Here is a 20,674-nt window from a genome sequence, read left to right as displayed (position 1 = left end):
GAGGAAGCGGGTGCTGCTGGATCTCGCCATGGGAACGACGGCAGCACCCGTGTCGGGAGAACGCCTCAGTTCACGTACGCCCACAGGTCGTAGGTGTAGAACATCGGGTTCTCGGGCTGGTGGGTGCTGCACCACCAGGTCTGCCAGCGCCCGTTCTCCTGGCCCGACCGGCCGAAGCTGACGCAGATGTCATAGGGCAGGTTGGTGTAGACGACTTGGAGCGTGGACGAGGCGTGCGCTGGCGCGCTCATGGCCGGGATCGGCGCCAGAGCGGTGACCGCGAGAAACGACAAGGCGGTGAGTCGGCGACGCACCAGTTCTCCCCTCATGAAGGGCGGAAATCGCGAAGAGCGATCACCGTGAATTGGACGACAAGGACCGCACCGCCGCAAGATCCGCCCCCGCCTGTCCCCGACGACCAGCGCGGATGCCATGAAAGCTTCATCCGGGGAACGCTGGATCATGACCGGGGAGCACGCGAAGACAAGACTTTCACGTAGCGACTGGTACGACCTATCACGCGACACCAATTGGACGTTCCGCTATGTCACCGAAGAAGCGGCATTCCCGGAGGAGTTATCCGGCTCGCACCGAGTTTCCGGTGAGGCATGGACGCGGTGGGACGAGCCGTACAAGATCAGCTACCGCGAGTACGTCCACAACCAGGTCACCAAGGACGCCACCACCTACTCGCTGAAGAACACGATCAGCCGCTCCAAGCTGTTCGACCAGCTGGATCCCGGCTGGAAGTCGGTGATCCTCGCGCACTACGGGGCCATCACGATGCCGGAATACCTGGCCGCCATCGGGGAGGCGCGCATGGCCCGATTCGGCAGGTCGGCGGCCTGGCGCAACACGGCGACCTTCGGCGCGCTGGACGAGATGCGGCACGGGCAGATCCAGGCGTTCTTCCCGTACGGGCTGCTGGACAAGGAGCCGCGCGCCGACTGGGCGTTGAAGTCGTTCCACACGGACAACTGGGTAGTGCTCGCCGTCCGGCATCTTTTCGACGACATGTTCGTCGCCAACGACGCGGTCTCCATCGCGCTGCAACTCACCTTCACGCTGGAGACGGGCTTCACGAACCTGCAGTTCCTCGGTATGGCGGCCGACGCGATGGACGTCGGCGATCTGGAATTCGGGGCGCTGATCTCCAGTATCCAGACCGATGAGGCGCGCCATTCCCAGCAGGGCGAGCCGACCATCAAGGTGCTCATCGACAACGGGCACAAGGAATGGGGACAGTTTCTGATCGACCACATGTTCTGGCGTTCCTGGCGAGCGTTCGCGGTGCTCACGGGACTGTCGATGGATTACTACACGCCGCTGGAGAGCCGGCGGATGTCGTTCAAGGAATTCATCGAGGACTGGGTCGTCAAGCAGTTCGCCGAGCAGTTCCGCGACTTCGGCCTGGAATACCCCTGGTACTGGGACCAGTTCATCAACGAAATCACCTGGTACCACCACGCCATCCATCTCGGCGTCTGGAACTATCGGCCCACCGTGTGGTGGAACCCGGACGCGGGTGTCTCCGCCGAGGAACGCGAGTGGCTGGAGGAGAAGTACCCGGGCTGGAACAGCACGTTCGGCCGCAACTGGGACGTCATCCAGGACAATCTGCGGAGCGGGAACATCGCGGCGACCTTCCCCGAGACGCTGCCGATCATGTGCAACCTCTGCCAGATCCCGGTCGTCCGCGCCGCGGGTGTCATGGCGGGCGCGCTCGACTCGGCCGCCCCGCTGCGGCACACCCACAACGGCCGGACGTACCTGTTCTGCTCGGAGCCGTGCAAGTGGATCTTCACCCAACGGCCGGAACGGTTCGCCGGGCACAAGTCGCTCATCGACCGTTTCCTGGCCGGCGAGATCTCCCCGCCCGATCTGAGCGGAGCCCTCGCCTACATGGGGCTGTCCGAAGCCGAGCAGGGACGCGACGCCACCGACTACGCCTGGGCGCTCGGCCCGGTGAGGGGGATCTGATGGCGTTGCTACCGCTGAGCGCGCATTTCGAGAACGACGTGGTCGCGCTGCTCATCCCCGTCGACGATCAGGACACGGCGCGGGTCGTCGGCCAGAAGATCGCCGAGCACGTCGTCGGTCACCGGGTGGCGGCCAGATCGGCCCCGATCCGCGTTCGCTATGAGGGCCGGGTGCTGCCGCCCGAGCAGCGCATCGGCGAGGTGGGCCTGGGGCCGCTCGATCACGTGGAAGCGTTCTTCGATGAATCCTGAGGAACCCTCCTGGACGGGCGTCTGCACCCTCGACGAGCTCTGGGAGGGCGACATCGCCGAGGTCACGGTGGGGGAGGACCAGGTGCTGCTGGTCCATCTGCCGGGCGGCGAGTTGCGGGCCTACCAGGGTATGTGCCCGCATTCGGAGGTTCCGCTGGCGGACGGCGAGTTCGACGGCGAGGTGCTCACCTGCTCGGGCCACGGGTGGGAGTTCGATCTGACGACCGGCCGGGGAAACAACCCGGACACCTGCCGGCTGTACGCCTTCCCGGTTCGCCTGGACGGCGAGCGGATCTACGTAGCCGTGCCGGCCGACGGCCGGCGTCACCACAACCGATGCCGCGGATGAGGAGCACAGTCGTGGCCGATGTCCACAGACAAGATGACCGCAGACAACTGGTGGGACCCGTGGCCAGGGGATTCGACCCCGAGGTCGTGGACGCGCTGGTGACCGCGCTGGAGAAGGACAATCCGGGCAAGGAGCTCCTCGTCGAGGACCACGGCGGATACGTGCGCATCCACGCTCCCCATCTGCTGCGCCTGACCCGCGCCAGCCTGGAAGAAGCCGCGGGACATCCGTTCCCGCTGGCCGGTCTGGAACCCGCGATCGCGAGCTTCGCGGGCCGCATGCGCTACATCGGTGACGACGAACTCGTCTGGTACCTGACCAGGGAGGATTGACCATGGCCACGACCCGGCGGCGCACCTGGAGCCTGTTCGACGGCGAACGCCGCAGACCCACCGAGTACGACATCGTCACCCGCGGCTTCCACTACCACTTCGGCCGGCAACCGGCCCCGTTCGACCTCGACCCCGGCAGCGCGATCAACCAGTGGTACCTGCGGCACCGGGAGGGATCGCCCCTGCAGGCCCCCGACTGGGAGGGCTTCCGCGACCCCGCCCAGCTCAACTACCGGCGCTACATCGCCCTGCAGCACGAACGCGAAATCTACGCCGAGGGCGTCGTCGACAGCTTCGAGGCCGACGACCACGACGCGCGCCTCGACCCCGCCTGGGTCGCCGTGCTGGGCCGCCTGTACCTCCCGGCCCGTTTCGCCTTGCACGTCCTGCAGATCACCAGCGAGTACGTCGGCCAGCTCGCCCCGAGCACCGCCATCATGAACGCGGCACTGTTCCAGGGCGCCGACGAACTACGCGCGCTGCAATGGATCGCCTACCGGGCCAAGTCGCTGTCGCTCACGCACGGCGCCGAACTCGCCGACGGGGCGACGGCCCGCGCCATCTGGGAGGACGACCCGGCCTGGCAGCCCGCTCGGGAGACCTTGGAGACGCTCTTGCTCGCCTACGACTGGGGCGAGGCGTTCACCGCACTCAACCTCGTCGTCAAACCCGCCTTCGACGCCCTGCTCAAGCAGCGCTTCGCCGATCTCGCCCTGGCCAACGGCGACGGCCTGACCATGCGACTCCTGCGCGACTCCGGGGTCGACACCGCCCGCAGCCAGGACTGGAGTTCGGCGCTGGCCCGGTACGCCATCGCCGCCCGCCCGGAGAACCTGAAGACCCTCACGGAATGGGAGGACACCTGGCGACCTCGTGCCATGGCCACGGTCGAGGGCCTGGCCACGCTGTTCGCCGCGGCACCGAAGCCCGCCGATCCCGGCGAGACGGTGACCGCGGCGACCGAGCGATTCCGCTCGGCCATCCGCACCGGCCAGAGCGAACCGTGACGAGACCTAGCCGTTCTTGGCGACCGCGCCCCTGACGCAGACCGGCTTGGACCAGGCGACCTTGCTCGTCTTCGAGATCTGCAGCGGGATGCCCACCAGGAAGCAGTAGCCGGTGTCCGGGTCCAGGCCGGACACGCGGGCCGAGGTGGTGCCTGGCTGGAGGGCGGTGATCGCCTGCTCGCCCTGCCTGGCCGGGGAGCGCTGGACCACGACCGGGTAGCGGGCCGACTCCTTGGGCAGTGCCCACCGTAGCTCCACCAGCGTGCTGCGGTCGGCCACCACGCGTACCCGGCGTGGGGCCAGCGCGGCCAGGGCGTCCTTGTCGATGTTCTCGGACGGCTTGGCGGTGGTCGACGGGGACTGGGACCGCTGCGGGTCGGCCTGGGTGGCTTCGTTCTGCCTCGACAGGTATACGGCGAACCCGGCGCCCGCGAGTGCCACGATCGTGGCGGCGGCGCCGATCGCCATCACCCGGGTCCTCGTACTGCCAGACGTCCCCGTACCGCCAGACGGAGGCCCGCTCGACGCGTGCGCGGGACCGCCCGGCTGGAGTCCCTGGGATGCCGGATAGGCGCTGGGTGGATAGGTCGGTTGCGATGGGGATGCGGCGCCGAACGAGGAGCCGGTCTGCGCTGGGTGCGCCGGTGGGATCGTGGCGGGAGTGCTACTGAACTGGGAGCCGGTCGCTTGCGGTCCGCCGAACTGCGGGCCCGACGGCTGGGGCCCAGCGGGGTAGCCGGACGGTTGCGGTGCGAAAGGGCTCTGATCGAGCTGTTGAGGTCCCGAGGGCTGCGGCGCGAAAGGGCTGTAACCGGTCGGCTGCGGGCCGCCCGCCTGGCCCGCCGGGTTGGGCGCGTGGGCACCGGTCACCGGTCCGGCCAAGTGCGCGCCGGCACCCGTACCGGGCAAGTGCGCGCCCGTCGAGGGGCCGGGCGCCGGGGGCTCGGCGCTGTCCGCTCGCCGGGGAGTCGTCGAAGGCACGGGCCCGGCATCCTGCCCGACCAGGTCCGTCACCGGTAGTCCCAGCTCCGTCTGCACCTGCCGCAGCCGCTGCGCGAACTCGCGCGCCGAGCCGTACCGTACCTCCGGCTGCTTCGCCATCGCCCGCAGCACCGTCTCGAACACCACCGGTGGCACGTCGGCGCGGTTGATCGGCGGCGGATCCGCGCTCAGCACCCGATACATCAGCGGCGCGATCGACGGGTCCGTCGGGCTGTGGAAGGCGGGCTGCCCGGCGAGCAGGTGGTAGAGCGTCGAGCCGAGCGAGTAGATGTCGCTCGAGGCGGAGTGCGGCTGCCCGGTCAGCACCTCCGGCGCCGCGTGCAACGGCGTGAACGCCTGCGCCGTGGCCGAGATCTCCGCCGAGTCGACGACCCTGGCCACGCCGAAGTCGGCCACGGCCGGCTCGCCGTACCGGGAGATGAGGATGTTCTGCGGTTTGATGTCGCCGTGCAGCACCCCCGCCTCGTGTACGGCGGCCAGCGCCCCGGCCAGCTTCACGCCCGCGCGCAGCACGTCGGGCACCTGCAGCGGCCCCTCCTTGCGGACCTTGTCGCGCAGCGAGCCGTTCTCGAAGAAGTCCATGGCGATGTACGGCTTGCCGGAACGCGTCACGCCGGTGTCGAACACGGTGACCACGTTCGGATGGCCGGTGAGCCGGCCGGTGAGCTGGAGTTCGCGCTGGAACCTGCGCATGGTCCGCTGGTCGACCCGGTCCACGGACAGGACTTTCAGCGCCACGATCCGATCGAGGCGCTCCTGGTAGGCACGGTAGACGATGGCGAACCCGCCCTGGCCGGCCTGATCGAGTACCCGGTAGCCGGGCGCGTCCTCGACTGGCAGCACAGTACTCCCCCCTGTCACGGGCGAGTTTAATGTGATTTTTCCTGACTAGAGCGGATTCATGAGATAGGCGCCGGCCACCACGGAGGCGCCCGCCACGAGCAGGAAGAAGAACACATAGAAGCCGCCGGGCAGGATGGTCAGCCGGGCGAGCTGGTCGGCGTCGGAGTCACGCGCCTGCCGCCTGCGCCGCTTGCGCTGTAACTCGATGATCGGCCGCACCCCGCCGAACAGCAGGAACCAGACCGCCACCAGGGCCACGACCTGCTGCACGTTGTCCGGCGCGTACATCGACAGGGCGAACACCGCGCCACCCGTCGCGAGCAGGATCAGCGCGCCGTACAGGTTGCGGATCAGCAGCAGCATGCAGACCAGGAACAGCAGTACGGTCCACATCAGCAACGTGATGCGTCCCTGCTCGGTCAACCACGCGGCGGCCAGTCCGAGCAACGACGGCGCCAGGTAGCCCGCCAGCGCGGTCAGCACCATGCCGGGACCGGTGGGCCGGCCTCTGGTCAGCGTTACGCCGGAGGTGTCGGAATGCAGGCGAATGCCTTCGAGCTTCCGCCGGGTGACCAGCGCCATCAGCGCGTGGCCGCCTTCGTGGGCGATCGTGATCAGGCCCCTGGACAGTTGCCAGGACATGCCGAAACTGACGATCGCGAGCGCGACGAGTGCCGAGACCACCACGACCCACGGGTCGGGGGCAGGCTGAACCTCGATCAGGTGAGCCCAGAGCTTGTCCATCGAGGTAGACCCTATCCAGGTAAAGACTCGCTCGTGCTCGCGGAACGAGATTCTGCCGCCGTATGCCTTTTCTTGAGAAGTTGCGACCAGCTCTGCTTGATCTGGTTCCTGTGGGGAAGGTGGTGCCCGCACAGATTTCCCGACAATTCCCCACTCGTACGCGCACTGGCTGGCCGCTCTTCACCCGTTCGATCTGGGGGACGACTGGCCAGGGGCCGTATGCTGGCATAACGGTACAACCATGATCTGATGGGCAAGGTGAACGACCAGCACGTGGCGCTGATCCGCGCTTTCTACGAGGCACTCGGCCGCGCCGACTACCCGGCGATGGAGAGCTGCTACCACCCGGAGGTCAGCTTCGGCGACCCGGTCTTCCAAGAGGTGGAGGGGCGGCGCCGGGTGATGGCGATGTGGCGGTTGCAGCTGGGCGCGAGTGACGGGCTGAAGGCGGAGTTCAGCGACGTGACGGCCGACGACTTCACCGGCACGGCGCGCTGGACCTCCCGCTACACCTTCTCCGGTACGGGTCGCGAAGTGGTCAACGAGATCGACGCGCTGTTCAGGTTCGAGGACGGCCTGATCGTCAGGCACCACGACGACTTCGACTTCAAACGCTGGTCCCGGATGGCGCTGGGCAGGCCGCACGGCCTGCTGTTCGGCTGGACGCCCATGTGGCGCAAGTCGATCAGGGACCGGGCGACGCGGGCGCTCGACGACCTCGAGTAGAGCCTTCTGTGAGTAGAGCCTTTGCGAATAGAGACTGCGGCTAAGGGGCGGAAATGGCACGGATGAAGGGGTTCGGACGCGGCGGCAGCGCCCGCGAGCCGGCGCCTGAGCACTCGATGGACCCGCGCGCCGGCGAAGAGGCCCCGTATCAGCCCACCGTCATCGACAACGCGATCTACCAGGACGGCAAGCGGGTCGACAACCCCGCCTCGCTGGCCGACGCCTTCGAACGCCTCAAGGAAATGCCGGACAGCCTCGCCTGGATCGGCCTCTACCGGCCGAAGGACTGGGAGCTGGCCAAGCTGGCCGAGGAGTTCCAGCTGCACCCGCTGGCCATCGAGGACGCCATCGTGGGCTCCCAGCGGCCCAAGGCCGACCGCTACGGCGACATGCTGTTCGTCGTCCTGCGCGCCGCCCGCTACCTCGACGAGGTCGAGGAGGTCGCGTTCGGCGAGCTGCACGTCTTCGTCGGGCCCAACTTCGTGATCACCGTACGGCACGCGGAAGCGCCCGATCTGCAGGCCGTACGCAAGCGCATGGAGTCGGACCCCGACCTGCTCCGCCAGGGCCCGCAGGCGGTGCTGTACGCCATCCTCGACGCCGTGGTCGACGGCTACGCGCCGGTGGTCGCCGGGCTGCAGAAGGACATCGAGGAGATCGAGGCCCAGGTGTTCGGCGGCGACCCGTCCGTCTCCCGGCGCGTCTACGAGCTGTCGGGCGAGGTCATCGAGTTCCAGCGGGCCACCACGCCGCTGGTACGGATGATCGACGGGTTCATCGCCGGGGCGACCAAGTACGGCGTCAACGAGGAGCTGCAGAGCTACCTGCGTGACGTGGCCGACCACGCCATCACGGTCAACGAGCGCGTGGCCTCCTTCCGGCAGATGCTCCAGGACATCCTGCTGGTCAACTCGACGCTGGTGACGCAGGCGCAGAACGAGGAGATCGCCCGGATGACGGAGGCCAGCATCCGGCAGGGCGAGGAGGTCAAGAAGATCTCCGCCTGGGCGGCCATCCTGTTCGCCCCGACCTTGGTCGGCACCATTTACGGGATGAACTTCGACTTCATGCCCGAGACGCACTGGGTGTTCGGCTACCCGTTCGCGATGCTGCTGATGGGCCTGGTCTGCCTGATCCTCTACACGGTCTTCAAGCGCCGCGACTGGCTCTGAGCGATTCGGCGGCGTGACGGGTCGTCAGCGGCTCGCTGATGCCGGAGCGCGCACCGGGCCCTCCGTTGCCTGAGCGCTGAGGGCGTGCGCGACCGTGAGGCTGTCCTCGTAAATGTGGTAGCGGGTGATGAGCCCGTCCTCGACGGTGAGGTGCAGCGCGAACGGTGAGGCGTAAGCGGTGCCGCTGCTCCGTACCGTCTGCACGATCTCCCCCAGGACGACGGCGTCCGCCCCGTCCACCAGGATTCGCGCCACCGACGTGCCGTTCAGCTCGGGCACGTGATGGGCCTCCAGCGTCCGGAAATGGTCCGCCACGTCGGCTCGGCTCGAGCGCGGCCGGATCCACGGCACCGCCGGGTGCCCCTCGGCGGGCCAGGAGAGCAGCCAGTCGATCGGCTCGGCGAACAACTCGGCGACACGGTCATGATCGCCCTCGGCGATACGCCGCATCAGCGCTTCCACAACGTCACGGGTGGCATCGGCGTTAGGAGTCATGCCGCAAGCTTGTCCGAGCCTGGCGCGGCCTGTCGATTACCTCCGAGATAAGCGGATCCCTAAAGGAGGCCGCGCACCGGCCGGTCGGAGAGTATGGCTCTGGCGACGACGTCGGCCATGGCCTCGGCTCCCGCGTCGTTGGGATGGACGTGATCGCCGCTGTCGTATTCGGACCGCAGGACAGCCGGCGCCGCTGGGTCGCGCAGCGCGTGATCCAAGTCTGCGACGACGTCGAAGTGGGCGCGGATCCACTCGTTGACGCGCTGCCGTGTCCGTTCCCCCTCGGGGGTGTCGAATCCGGGGCTGACACCGTTCGCTCCACCGAAGGGTGTCAGGGTCGCGACGACCGTCGTCAGCCCCGCTAGCGCGGCTCGCTGGGTGATCGAGCCGAGCCCGTCGATGATCTCGTCCGCCGGTACGGCGGGCAGGCCCAGCATGCCCGGGATGCCGATGTCGTTGAGGCCCAGCTCCACGACGACGTGCGTCACCCCCGGCGCGGCGAGCACGTCGCGCTCGAATCGGGCGATGCCGCGTTCGCCGAAGACGTCACTGAGCAGTCTGTTGCCGGCGATGCCGAGGTTGAGCACCGAGATGTCGGCGAGTTTGCCGGCCAACAGGTCGGGATAACGACGGTGGGTGCCGTGGGCGGTGCCCACTCCGTCGGTGAGTGAGTCGCCGAAGGCCGCGACCACCTGGCGTCCCTCGGGCGCCTCGATGTCGATGCCGCCCAGGTGAAACCGGGATTCCACCTCTTCGGCAGCCGTCAGGCGCGTCCGGGAGACGGCGTCGCCCGCTACCACGTAACCGGTCTGCAGGGCGAAGGGATGGTAGGTGGCCGGCCCGGCGTCTGAGGCGTGATACGTGCTGACCGCCAGGTCGCTCTGGCCTGCTGTGACAAAGCCGACGGGATCGCTCACGGCTTCGGCCCCGGCGTCGATCGTCACATGCGCTGTCCCCCCGAACGTGACCGCGGTGTCGGTGCCCGCGGTGATCGAGGATCGCGTGTCGTGCGCGGCCACGCTGGTCCGGGCGATGGTGAGGGGTTGCTTGCCGTACTGGTTGCTGAGACGTATCCGTAGACGATCACCGGCCCCGCGGACGCGCACGACCTGACGCAGGGTCTGGTCACGAAAGGTACGCGAGGGGTGGATGAGCGTCATCGACTCGTACGCGCTGACCGGGGCCGACCTGAAGGCCGCCGTCCATGTGGTGGTCATGCGTTCAACCCTCCAAGCAGGTGGCGGGTGACGTCGCTGAGCCTCGCGGCGGCCTCGGACGAGAATGACGGGTGGTCCAGGCTGATCGGCTTGCTCCGCATGAAGGCGCTGAGCGGGGCGGCGGGCGGGGCGTCGATGCGGGCGATGATGGGTTTGACGCCTTCGGCGACCGGCGCGCCGTGCCTTTTGAGCTGCTCGACGTGGGCGGCGGTCGCGGCGTCGTACTCACCGCGGAAGGCGGTGGACACGGGTCCAGGGTTGATCAGGACATATCGGGTACGGCCGCTCGGCCGCTCGGCGGCGAAGGCGGTGCCGAGCAGGTCGTTGGCACGCCCGGCCTGCATCTGGGCCGCCACCCCGTCATAGCCGCGCTCCAGCATCAGGTCGTCCCAGTGGACGCGGCCCATGGGGACGCCCGGGCCGGACACATTGATGATGACCCCGGGATCGGTCAGGCCGTGGCTGAGGAGATAGCGGCTCAGGTACTCCAGCGCGAAGGTGGCCTCGATTCCCTCGGCGGTGACGAACCGGGAGGAGCGGAAGTACCTGGCGCACAGCACGAGTGCGTCAACGGCCGGGTAGGCGGCGTTGATCTCGTCGATGACCCGACTGTTCTCGCTGACCAGGCTCAGGTCCGCGGCGATGAGACAGGCGCCGGGGAGGGCTTTGTCCTTGTCGCGGCCGACGATGACGACAGTGTCGCCGCGGCGCAGGTAGGTGCGGGCGAGCTCTTTGCCCATCCCGTCCGTGCCGCCTGTGATCACCAAGGTTTTCAAAGGGAGCATTGCTGAACTCATGGGTTCAACATAGTTATCCGAATCGTTCATATGCAACTCAAAGGTTCAGATTTTTGAACCAGTAGGTATAGAAGGTGCATGATCGACAAGCGGCAAGCGATCGCCTGATCAGCGCAGCGGGCACAGCGTCGACCCGCCGAACGTGACCGGGCCGCCGGGCGTACGCACCGTGATCAGGTCGCCCGCCGCCGAGACCGCCGGGTCCTCGCTGCCCGGCACGATCACGGTGAGCAGCCGGGAAGCCTCCGGGGACGACACTGTCACGGTCTCCGCCGTCCGGAGGTACCCCGGTGAGACCGTGCCCGGCCGTACCGTCTGCCCGCCCACCGGCCTGCCGTCGGCCGTGAGCTGCAGGAGCGTCACGCGGCGGGCATCGTCACCCAGCACCACGACGCCGTCGCGCTGCTCGACCAGCCGCAGCGACGGGTCGAAGTGCCACAGGTCGCGCACCGCGTGCCTCTCCGGCACCGAGTCCAGTACGGCCATCAGGTCCGCTCCATGGCTGACCAGGACCTCGCGGGTACGGCGCACGCCATACGCCCGGTCGCTGAGCCGGTACGACTGCCGCGACGGCCCGATGTCCGACGCCTCCAGGCGCGTGGCCGTACCCGCTCGGAAGCCCGCGCCCACCACGGAGGGCACGTTGTGCGCCTCGGGTGACTTGGTCCACTCCACGTAGTCCGTCTTCTCGTAGGAGTGGAAACCGGCCTCGACCAGCACCGGGCGACCCTGCGCGTGATAGGTGACGCCCAGATGGTCCTCGTGCCCGTGCAGCCGCCGCCCCGGCCCGAACCTGATCGAGTAGAACGCCGAGTCCGGGTCGTCCCACGCGGTCCGGCCGAAGACGTACCCGCCGTCGAAGATGCGCACCGTCGCCCCGTCGTGCGCGAACCCGGCCGCCCGCGTGTCCGCCGGGCTGTCCCCGAGGGCCGCCAGGAAGCCGTCGGGCTGCGTGGCATGGGCCACGTACGCTTCGAGGGCGGTCCGGCGCGCCGCCAGCCGGTTCGGAACCCCGGCCCCGCTCTCCTCGATCGCCCGTAAGGCCACCCCGAGCCGCCGGTGCACGTACAGCCCGTACCTCGGCGCCTGTTCGTGCAGGACGCCCTGCTCGTCGATGGCGAGGTCGGCCGAGGCGAGCATCCGGCGGATGGCCAGGTCACGCCACCCGTTCCTGCCCAGTCGGCAGCCCACCACCAGCAGCGCGATGTCCTGGTCCAGGCCGTGGTTGTGGCCCTGCCGGTAGAGCGCCGGGTCGGACAGGATCTCGCCGTGCTCGGCGAGGCTGTCCAGCAGGGGGCGGCTGTCGACGTGGGCGCTGAGGCACACCAGCACGGGGGCGCGCAGCGCGACGGCGTGCTCGGCCCAGGCCCAGGGGCTGATGTCGGCATGGTCGCGCGGGTTCTTGTGGATCCAGTCGCCGGCCAGGGCCTCGGCCCGGTCGAGGTAGGCCCGCTCGCCAGAACGCTCGTACTCGGCGACCAGGCGGCCCATCCAGCGCAGGGTGTGCAGGTTCAGCGCCCAGGAGCGGTTGCCGTGCGGGTTCAGCCGCCAGTCGACGTCCTGGCCGAGGTCCACCGGGGGCAGGCCGACGAAGGTCACCCGCCCGGCCATCACCTCCGGCACCTTGATGTTGGGGAACTGGTGGGCCAGGCAGATGGCCCGGCCGGGCGTCGTACGGGCACGCCAGAACACGTGGTGACTCCTGATTTCGGGCACGCGAAACCCACGCGCGGCCGAGCCGGGCAGGGGATCCGCGCGGTAGTGAGGTCAGGGCACGGACGGGCCCCGACTTATGGGGTTATGGACGGGTGCTTGCGGAGTCCTCCGGACCCTTGTCGGTCCAACCGGCGCCCAGGACCACCTCGGACGTCTGCGGGCCGCTCGCCCCCGTGGTGTTGGAGCTGGCCAGCACCTGCGAACTGGTCACATCGATGATCAGCGTCCGCTGGACCGGCCGATCGCCGCCAAGGGCGAAGGTGAACGCGTCACCGGTACGCCCCCGCTGATCCGTCTTCCGCCCCAGATACCGGACGTTCGGCAGGTCACCGAGCAGCCGGTAGGCCGCCGCCCGGACGGCAGGCGGCGACGGCTTGCTCCACAGCAGCCCGCTGAGCGCGTCCGCCAGGACATCGTCGCCGGACCCGGCGGGCAGCATCCCGATCACCCACGCCTTCAGCGCGGCCGGGTCGGACGGCAGCCGCTGGATCTGCTCGACCGTCAGATCCTTGCCCGCCATGCTGAACGGCGCCCGGCCCGAGACCGCGACGACCTTCGCGGGCCGGCCCGTCACCCGCTCGCCCGTCCACGCCTTCCCGTCGGAGGTCGCCCAGAGGTCGGTGACCTTCGTGCCGTTGTGGAGCTTCTCGATGTGCCAGTACGTCCCCTTGCCGGCTGGACCCGACGCCGCCGTGGTCGCCGCGGCCAGCAGGATCGACCGCCCGGAGACCGTCGAGTCGGGCGTACGGGGCGAAGCGAGCGCCACCACGGCCGCCACGGCGACCGCCGCCGCGGCGAGGCCGCCCACGACCCCCCTCCAGGGAAGCCACGACGTACGCGAGGAGCGCTCGGCGGCCAGCCGCTCGCGGACCCGCGCCTTGAGCGCCGGGTCGGTCGGCGGCTCGCCGTACAGTTCGCGGATCGACGACAGCTCATCCATGGTCGGCCTCCTCGGGGACGAGCATCGGATTGGTGTCGCCCAGGGAGCCGCGCAGCTTCTTCCTGGCCCGGCTCAGCCGGGAGCCGACCGTGCCGTACGGGATGCCGAGCGCCGTGGCGATCTCCTCATGGCTCAGCCCGGCCAGCGCGACGAGCAGGATGACGTCGCGATCGCGCTGATCCAGCGCCGCCAAGGCGGAGGCCAGGCTCGGTTGCAGGCTCTGGGCGCTGACCCGCGCGGTCACCCGGTCCTCGTGTCCCGGCGCGTCGCGGTCGGGGCCGTACCGTCCCAGTGCGCGCAGCGTCCGCGCCTCCAGACGGCGATGCTTGCCGATGAGCTTCGTCGCGATGCCGAACAGCCAGGCCCGCACGGTCGCGCGCGCCGGATCGTACTGCGCGCGCTTCCTGAACGCGATGAGGAAGGTGTCGGAGACGACGTCCTCGGCGTGGTCCGCGCCGAGGCGCTGGGCGACATAGCCGTGGATGTCGCTGAAACAGGCGTCGAACACCGCCCCGAACACCTCGGCGTCGACGAGCGACCCCTGCACGACCTCACTCCGGTCGACCGAGCCCCGGGCGGCGTGGCCGGAGATCCAGGACAGTGCCGTCACCACGGCCGCCCCTTCACGATGCTTGCCCCGTCATGTGCCACCCTTCGAACGATCAGCGGATATCTCTTATCCCCCGATCCGCCCGATCGCTTTCACGCCCGCTCAGGGCAGATACCCATCCTGCCCGGACGAGTTCCTTCCGTACGACCCGCGCCTCCGCCCTCCCATCCCCGGCGACCAGTGCCGCGGCGAAGGCGGTCCCCATGACGGCGTGATATGGCGTGGTGGCATCTGGCCCGCTACACGCCCAGCCGCCCGTACGCCCTGCACCACCAGGAACGAGACCCGTGCCCCCTCCAGGCAGGCGTTCATCCGCGTGCCCTGGCCCTTCGTGAACATGAACATGGACACGCGGACGGCGCGCTCACCGTCGCCACATGACCCAATGACCTGTTGAAGAGCGTCTCAGGGATGAGTGAGGGTGACGCTGGCCGGGCGGTGATCGGTCGCGCGGTGGTCCCGTGCGGATCCGTCGCCGGAGATCTGGGCGCCCCAGGCGTCATGTTCGATGCGACCGGATCCTGGCACCTTGGTCAGCGATGCCCCGCCTGCCCCGCCGTTCGTCAGGGCGGGTGAGAGGAGGATGTGGTCCAGCAGCATGTGCCGGTGCGGCTCGTTGGTAACGAAATCGTCGAACACGGCGCTGTAGCGCTTGCCCTCAGCCACATCGGCCTGGGCATGGCCGAACAGTCGCTCGGGCCGATACGGCGAGCCGACGAGGATGTCGGTGACGTTGTGCGCGAGGTACAACTCCTCGAAGTAGTCCTGGCCGGGGCCGTCGTTCAGGTCTCCGAGCACGATGAACGCCGAGGCCGGATCGGCGTCCAAACGCCGCTCCATGGCTCCGCGGATCCGCATCGCCTCAGTGGCGATCCGCCGCCGGTTCCGCAACGAGGCGCGGATGAAATCCGGGCGTCGGGCAGGGTCCTGCCACAACGCACGGCCCTGGTTGATGAAGTTCGACTTCAGATGCGCGACCACCACCTCCAACCGGGTACCGGAGACATCGGCGGTGCAGCACAGCGGGTTCCTGGTGAACGCGTACTCGTCGAGCACCGCGTCGCCGTCGACGTCGGCCAGCCACGGCTCGATGAACGGCGCCGCGTCCGTCGAAGGAGTGAGAGTGACCGCGGCACGATCGGGTTTGAACAACAGGGCCAGCTTCTGACTTCCACCGGAATCGCCCAGCACGAAGTCGTATGTGGCGCTTCCGTCAACAGTCAGATAATCGTCGATGAACAGCGCGAGTTCCGCTGCTCGGCTCGGCGCCTCCACCAGCGCGACGATGTCCGCGTCGATGTCGGAGATCAGCCTGCCCAAGCGGCCGGCGGCCTCCGCGGTGACTCCCTGCTCGCCATCGCGGGAGAATGTCGGCTTGAACGCCGCCGACTGCGCGTCAAGGGTGAACCAGTCGTTCATCCACTCGCCGTTGACCGTCGCGACCTTGAGTGTGGCCATGACTTCGTCCCTCCATTCATCGAACGCATGATGATCGGGGCCGGTGACGTGAGCGGAGTCCCGATCACACGGGTGACCTCGGGGTGAGCGAGATACTCCTCGATGTCGTGGGCCCGGCTTGGGGGGTTGGCGACGGGGGCGCTGGGCCCCGCCGGTGAGCAGGCGCTGGTAGACGCTGTCCATACCGAGCGGGCTGCCAGCGGTGAGGAGTAGTTCGACCTCGACCCTCGGGTCGAGCCGGGTGAGCAGGTCCACGGCGACCACCGTGCCCAGGCTGTGGCTGAGCAGCACCAACTGGCCGGTCTGCGGCATCGTCTGGAGCACGCAGTCCAGCACCGACTCCCGGATCCGCTGGTCGTCGAGGTAGGCGGCCACATCCGCGAAGGTCGCAGCTATGAGCAGCCGATCCAGGTTGGTGGTGTTGGCCAGCCAGCTCAACCCCTGGTGTACGGCATCGCCCAGCCCTTCCCTCCGGACCAGCCGTTCGGCGGGCATACCTGCCAGGTCCGCCGCCTCAATGATCATCTGCTCGTACAGCTGACGCGTGGCGCCGGATCCCGGCGCGGCCGCATCGACCGGATCGTCGACCATCTCCCGCGGTGAGCGGGGGAGGGCTTCTCCCCGTGTTCGCATGGCCTGGACGAGCTGCTGCGCGTAGAAGGGGAACCAGACGTCGGCCGGTGCGATCGTGGCCAGTCCCGCTCGGGTGAGCCCGCCGTTCAACCCGGCGGTCCAGTACCGGCGTAGTTGCTCCGGGTCATGTCCCTGCTGGGCACGGCCGTGAAGGAAGACCACATGCCTGGACCCGCCGAACGCGCCCGGGCTGGCGGCCAGGCCGACGTCGGTCCGTACGGCTGATTCGACGGGTAGCCCGTCGACCGAAGGGGCGGGAGGCGAGACTGTACCGGTGACGGCCGTCCGCACGGCGGTCCTGTCCTGGAGCCCGGCCTCCGGCCCCATCTCGGCCAGGAGCGCCAGATGAGCGTCGTCGAGCGTCAGCTTCGCCAGATGCTTGAGGATGACGCAGATGCGCACGCCCTCGTTGGAGACCCAGTCGATGGCGTCGTCGCCGTCTCCCTCGTGCCAGATCTGCCCGTCGTGCCGCAGGATCCGTCCCTGGTCGTCGGTCTTGGGCACGCAGCTCCAGGCCTGCAGCTCTTTGGCCACCCCGAGGATGCGTTCGTACATCCTGGTCCGGTCCAGGCTCTCGCCCCGGGTGGCCTCCATCGCTGCCTCGACCAGGACCCCGTTGCGCTGGATGAGGCGGGCGGTGCGGGCCGCGAGCATCTCTGGCGAGTCGGGGAACGCCTCACCCCGCTCTTGCCTTCGCGATGCTCCATGACGATCGGAGCCGCTCCAGCGATACCGTTTGGCGGCGGCTTTGGTATGCCTGACTTTATTTTCCTGCACTGCTGTTGATATATCCATAGCGGTCCGCCGCTCTGAGCTCCAACGATTCCACTAGAAGGCGCACATCGGGTAAATATGCATGTCGTGGATGGCTGAAGTCCAGGCGGCGGTGGATCAATTGACTGTCCTCTATCTAGTTTTCTACATTCGGCGATATTTCGATCAGAGACCTTTGCGGAAAGGTGGAGGTCGTGGCGGTTTGCTCAGTCGGAGCAGCTCAACGGCCACCTGACGCCTTTGGCCGTGGCGTCGGCGGCGGACTATCGAAGCACGCTCCGGCCACGGCAGCATTGGGGGGAATTTCACGAAAGAGCAGCCAAAGGTGGGGGTGCAGGGGAGGAATCCGCTCGCGGGCGCGTTTGGTAGTCTGCCGACCTCATTGCCCGCTGCGAGGCGACGGACGTGGATCAAATGCGCGATCAGCGGATATCTCTTATCCCCGATCCGCCCGATCGCTTTCACGCCCGCTCAGGGCAAGCTCCCATCCTGCCGTTCTCCGGACAGCAGTGCCTCAGCGACGGCCGTACGGGCATAGAGCACATATCTCCCGGTACGGTGCGCGCTGGCCAGCCTGGCCTTGCGGAGCGCGGTGAGGTGCTGGTTCGCGCCCGGCTCTGACAGATCGAGGCGGGCGGCCAGTTCCCTGGTCGAGGCGGGCTGGTCGAGTTCGGCCAGCAGTCGGGCGCGGGTCCGGCCGAGCACGGCGGCCAGCGCCTGTGGCGGGTCGCTCTCGCGGTGCTCCCAGAGCGTCGCGACGCCCCGCGGCGGGTAGCGGATCGTGGGCTGCCAAGGCGGGGTCGTGATGGAGAAGACCCGCGGCCAGGTGAACACCGACGGCACGAGCAACAGCCCCAGCCCGCCCAGCGGACGCACCCCCTCGCAGGCCGTCTTCGGCAGGCGCAGGGTCTCTCCCTCCCACGTCACGGCCGTGTCGAGGTCGCTGAGCATGTGCCGCAGCCCACCCTCGGCCAGTGACCTGGCGCGATAGAGCACGTCGCCTTCGAGTAGAGCGCTGATCCGGGGCCAGTAAGGCGCGATGGCCGCGTCCCAGTAGCCGCGGATCTCCTCGGCCACGCTGGCGACGACCTCCCACAGAGGAGAAACGGCGAAACGGACATGGGCCGCATCCTGCGCGGTGAATGTCAGTTCAAGCCCCATTCGATTCAGCCTCTGCTTAATCAATAGCGATCAGATCCCCTATCCCATCATCTAGGTGGCATAACAGCTGTTGCCGAGACACCGCTCCTGCGTGATCCCTCCTTCAGAAACCTTTTCGTGGCGTCGGCGGTCAGCCAGTTCGGCACCCAGGTCGGCTATGTGGCGATGCCGCTGCTCGCGGTGACCGCTCTCGGCGCGGGGCCGGGCGAAGTGGGACTGCTCAGCGGACTCGCCACGATCACCGTGCTCGTGCTGGGCCTGCCCGCCGGGGCATGGGTGGACCGGGTCAGGCGCCGCCCGGTGATGATCGCGACGGACCTCGTTCGGGGTGCGCTCCTGATGTCGGTGCCGGTCGCGTGGTGGCTGGGCGCGCTCACGATGACCCAGTTGTACGGCGTCGCCATCGCGACGGGAGTCGGCACGCTCTTCTTCGACGTGGCCGCCCAGAGCACGGTGCCGCACCTGGTGGGCCGTGACCGGCTCACTGCCGCCAACTCGGTGCTCGTGGGTACGAACGCGGCGATGGATGTGGGTGGTAGGAGCACTTCCGGGGTGCTGGTGACCCTCGCGGGCGCGCCGGTGGCGATCCTGCTCGACGCGCTCACCTACGTGTCGGCGGCCTGCTGGCGGGCCTGCTCGGTGAGGTCTGGGGTACGGGGACGGCGATGTGGGCAGGCGCGTCGATCATGGCGTTGGCTGGATACCGATCTGGCTCAGCCCACTGCGCCGCGAGATCTGACCCGGGACTCGGCGATGTCGCCGCCGTATGGTGGGAAGCATCGTCTCTGAGACCGGAGGCTTGAGGTGCGGTTCGGAATCTTCTACGAGCATCAGCTGCCCCGCCCCTGGGAGCCGGACAGTGAGCAGCGCCTGTACGCCGACGCTCTGGAGCAGGTCGAGATCGCCGACCGGGTCGGGTTCGACTACGTCTGGGAGGTCGAGCACCACTACCTGGAGGAGTACTCACACTCGTCCGCCCCGGAGGTGTTCCTCGCCGCCGCCTCCCAGCGCACCAGGAACATCCGGCTCGGCCACGGCATCGTGCAGGTGCCGCCGCCGGTCAACCACCCCGCCAGGGTCGCCGAACGCGTCGCCACGCTCGACCTGGTCTCGGGTGGCCGGGTCGATTTCGGCACCGGGGAGGCCAGTTCGGCGGCCGAGCTGGGTGGGTTCGGCGTGGACCGGGAGCGGAAGCGGGCCATGTGGCAGGATTCGCTGGACGCGATCACCCGGATGTTCGTCGAGGAGCCGTTCGCCGGGTGGCACTCGCCGTACCTGCGGATGCCGCCACGCAACGTGATCCCGAAGACCGTGCAGAAGCCGCACCCGCCCCTGTGGGTGGCCTGCTCGCGGCGCGAGACGATCCAGCTGGCGGCGCGGAACGGGATCGGGGCGCTGTCGTTCGCGTTCGTGCATCCGGAGGAGGCGGAGAAGTGGTCGCGGGACTACTACCGGCTGCTGGAGTCGGCGGAGTGCGTGCCGGCGGGGTTCGCGGTCAACGCCAGCCTGGCGGTCGTGCTGCCGATGATGTGCCACGAGGATCCCGCCGAGGCCCGGCACCGGGGCGCCCAGGGGGCGGCGTTCTTCGCCTACGCTCTGGCGCATTATTACGGGCCGTCGAAACACACTCCCGGCCACAGCAGCATTTGGGGAAATTTCACGAAAGAGCAGCCAAAGGTGGGGGCGCAGGGGAGGGATCCGCTCGCGGGCGCATTGGGCAGTCCGCCGCAACTCATCGACCTCATTAGCCGCTACGAGGCGGCGGGCGTGGATCAAATGATCTTCGTACTCCAGGCCGGTCCCAATCGCCATGAGCACATTTGCGAAAGCCTTGAATTGTTCGGGAAAAAGGTTCTGCCCGCATTCACCGAAGGCCGCGAAGAGCGCGAGCGCGCCAAGTCCGCCCGGCTCGCTCCGGCCATCGAAGCCGCCTTGTCCAGGCGTTCGCCGGCCAGGACGCTCTCCCAGCCGTACGTGATCGACGAGGACGCCGAACTGTCCCGCGTCACCCACCGCCCGCCGCCCACCCCGGCGGACGTCCTCGCCGCGGCCCGCAAGCGAGCCCGCCTCACGGGCCAGCACCTTCTGTCCCGCTTCGTCGCGGGTCGCTCCGACGAGGACCTGACTCGGCGGCTGAGTCCCGGCCGCCAGCGGCTCCTCTTCAATCTCATGGCCCGATCCTTCAGGCCGGACAGGGCCTTCGGCTTCCAGGGCGCCCTCGAATTCCGTCTCCAACCCAGCGCCACCTGGACCATCGCCATCCGAGGCCGCCGGGCCCGCGCCTTCCCCGGCCCGGCCCGCGCCCCGTCCATCACGCTCACCCTCCCGGCCGCGGACCTGCTCCGCATCGTCGCGGGCACGGCGAACCCGGCCGCCCTGCTGATGTCGGGCCGCCTCCAGATAACGGGCGACGTGACCCTGGCCTCCCGGGTGGGAGAGATGTTCGGCGGCGCTTCGCCGTACTAAG

20 protein-coding genes are annotated in these 20,674 nt (G+C 68.6%); 9 read left to right on the top strand and 11 right to left on the bottom strand.

The genetic code is table 11. From position 1 onward, the window contains the following. Positions 1-65: 65 nt before the first annotated feature. Positions 66-314, bottom strand: a complete 249-nt coding sequence (locus AB0B61_RS25965) for a hypothetical protein (RefSeq protein ID WP_358436590.1) — start codon at positions 312-314, stop codon at positions 66-68. A gap of 118 nt (positions 315-432) precedes the next feature. Between AB0B61_RS25965 and AB0B61_RS25960 the strand changes: the two genes are divergently transcribed. From AB0B61_RS25960 to AB0B61_RS25940, 5 genes are read left to right on the top strand one after another with little or no spacing between them, the layout of a single operon-like run. Next, entirely contained in the window at positions 433-1,980 is a 1,548-nt protein-coding gene (locus AB0B61_RS25960) for an aromatic/alkene/methane monooxygenase hydroxylase/oxygenase subunit alpha (protein ID WP_358436587.1), read from the top strand. Continuing rightward, positions 1,980-2,231 (top strand): toluene-4-monooxygenase system B family protein, encoded by a 252-nt coding sequence (locus AB0B61_RS25955; protein WP_358436585.1) that lies wholly within the window; start codon positions 1,980-1,982, stop codon positions 2,229-2,231. Before AB0B61_RS25960 ends, AB0B61_RS25955 begins: the two co-directional genes overlap by 1 nt. Beyond that, positions 2,221-2,580 (top strand): Rieske 2Fe-2S domain-containing protein, encoded by a 360-nt coding sequence (locus AB0B61_RS25950; protein WP_358436582.1) that lies wholly within the window; start codon positions 2,221-2,223, stop codon positions 2,578-2,580. Before AB0B61_RS25955 ends, AB0B61_RS25950 begins: the two co-directional genes overlap by 11 nt. An 11-nt stretch (positions 2,581-2,591) precedes the next feature. Then, positions 2,592-2,912: an MmoB/DmpM family protein gene (locus tag AB0B61_RS25945; RefSeq protein WP_358436579.1), complete on the top strand. Its 321-nt coding sequence runs from the start codon at positions 2,592-2,594 to the stop codon at positions 2,910-2,912. Between the two features lie 2 nt (positions 2,913-2,914). Beyond that, positions 2,915-3,919, top strand: coding sequence for an aromatic/alkene monooxygenase hydroxylase subunit beta (locus AB0B61_RS25940; RefSeq protein ID WP_358436576.1), 1,005 nt, complete (start codon positions 2,915-2,917; stop codon positions 3,917-3,919). A 6-nt stretch (positions 3,920-3,925) separates the two neighbouring features. Here AB0B61_RS25940 and AB0B61_RS25935 read toward each other — a convergent pair whose 3' ends face one another. Both AB0B61_RS25935 and AB0B61_RS25930 read right to left on the bottom strand, forming a co-directional pair. Beyond that, positions 3,926-5,764 (bottom strand): protein kinase, encoded by a 1,839-nt coding sequence (locus AB0B61_RS25935; RefSeq protein WP_358436573.1) that lies wholly within the window; start codon positions 5,762-5,764, stop codon positions 3,926-3,928. 45 nt (positions 5,765-5,809) lie between these two features. Further along, on the bottom strand, positions 5,810-6,508 hold the full coding sequence (locus AB0B61_RS25930) for a M50 family metallopeptidase (protein ID WP_358436570.1): 699 nt from the start codon (positions 6,506-6,508) through the stop codon (positions 5,810-5,812). 249 nt (positions 6,509-6,757) lie between these two features. On the opposite strand from AB0B61_RS25930, the gene AB0B61_RS25925 reads away from it, so the two are divergent. After that, the gene (locus AB0B61_RS25925; RefSeq protein WP_358436567.1) at positions 6,758-7,234 is read left to right on the top strand and encodes a nuclear transport factor 2 family protein; all 477 of its coding nucleotides are present in this window, start codon (positions 6,758-6,760) and stop codon (positions 7,232-7,234) included. Between the two features lie 53 nt (positions 7,235-7,287). Then, on the top strand, positions 7,288-8,406 hold the full coding sequence (corA, locus tag AB0B61_RS25920; protein ID WP_358436564.1) for a magnesium/cobalt transporter CorA: 1,119 nt from the start codon (positions 7,288-7,290) through the stop codon (positions 8,404-8,406). A 24-nt stretch (positions 8,407-8,430) separates the two neighbouring features. On the opposite strand, the gene AB0B61_RS25915 is transcribed toward corA, so the two are convergent. From AB0B61_RS25915 to AB0B61_RS25880, 8 genes are all read right to left on the bottom strand, one after another. Then, the gene (locus AB0B61_RS25915) at positions 8,431-8,901 is read right to left on the bottom strand and encodes a nuclear transport factor 2 family protein (protein ID WP_358436561.1); all 471 of its coding nucleotides are present in this window, start codon (positions 8,899-8,901) and stop codon (positions 8,431-8,433) included. 59 nt (positions 8,902-8,960) lie between these two features. Then, the gene (locus tag AB0B61_RS25910) at positions 8,961-10,118 is read right to left on the bottom strand and encodes an SGNH/GDSL hydrolase family protein (RefSeq protein ID WP_358436559.1); all 1,158 of its coding nucleotides are present in this window, start codon (positions 10,116-10,118) and stop codon (positions 8,961-8,963) included. Continuing rightward, positions 10,115-10,903: an SDR family NAD(P)-dependent oxidoreductase gene (locus AB0B61_RS25905; RefSeq protein ID WP_358436556.1), complete on the bottom strand. Its 789-nt coding sequence runs from the start codon at positions 10,901-10,903 to the stop codon at positions 10,115-10,117. Before AB0B61_RS25905 ends, AB0B61_RS25910 begins: the two co-directional genes overlap by 4 nt. Positions 10,904-11,023: 120 nt before the next feature. Further along, positions 11,024-12,607: a heparinase II/III family protein gene (locus AB0B61_RS25900; RefSeq protein WP_358436553.1), complete on the bottom strand. Its 1,584-nt coding sequence runs from the start codon at positions 12,605-12,607 to the stop codon at positions 11,024-11,026. A 106-nt stretch (positions 12,608-12,713) separates the two neighbouring features. Then, positions 12,714-13,571, bottom strand: coding sequence for a CU044_5270 family protein (locus tag AB0B61_RS25895; RefSeq protein WP_358436550.1), 858 nt, complete (start codon positions 13,569-13,571; stop codon positions 12,714-12,716). After that, positions 13,564-14,184: an RNA polymerase sigma factor gene (locus AB0B61_RS25890; protein WP_358436547.1), complete on the bottom strand. Its 621-nt coding sequence runs from the start codon at positions 14,182-14,184 to the stop codon at positions 13,564-13,566. Before AB0B61_RS25890 ends, AB0B61_RS25895 begins: the two co-directional genes overlap by 8 nt. A 402-nt stretch (positions 14,185-14,586) precedes the next feature. Beyond that, positions 14,587-16,926 carry an endonuclease/exonuclease/phosphatase family protein gene (locus AB0B61_RS25885; protein WP_358436544.1) on the bottom strand — a complete coding sequence of 780 codons (2,340 nt, stop codon included), beginning with the start codon at positions 16,924-16,926 and terminating at the stop codon, positions 14,587-14,589. Positions 16,927-17,517: 591 nt separating this feature from the next. Beyond that, positions 17,518-18,207, bottom strand: coding sequence for a winged helix-turn-helix domain-containing protein (locus AB0B61_RS25880; RefSeq protein ID WP_358436541.1), 690 nt, complete (start codon positions 18,205-18,207; stop codon positions 17,518-17,520). Positions 18,208-18,324: 117 nt separating this feature from the next. Here AB0B61_RS25880 and AB0B61_RS25875 point away from each other — a divergent pair, with 117 nt between their 5' ends. Both AB0B61_RS25875 and AB0B61_RS25870 read left to right on the top strand, forming a co-directional pair. After that, positions 18,325-18,996, top strand: a complete 672-nt coding sequence (locus AB0B61_RS25875; protein ID WP_358436538.1) for an MFS transporter — start codon at positions 18,325-18,327, stop codon at positions 18,994-18,996. A 15-nt stretch (positions 18,997-19,011) separates the two neighbouring features. Beyond that, entirely contained in the window at positions 19,012-20,673 is a 1,662-nt protein-coding gene (locus AB0B61_RS25870; protein WP_358436535.1) for an LLM class flavin-dependent oxidoreductase, read from the top strand. The last annotated feature ends 1 nt before the right edge of the window (position 20,674 follow it).

The organism is Nonomuraea sp. NPDC049158 (assembly GCF_040648335.1).
GTDB lineage: Bacteria > Actinomycetota > Actinomycetes > Streptosporangiales > Streptosporangiaceae > Nonomuraea.
The sequence above is the reverse complement of the archived record's forward strand: the minus strand, read 5'-3'. Positions and strand labels throughout refer to the sequence as shown.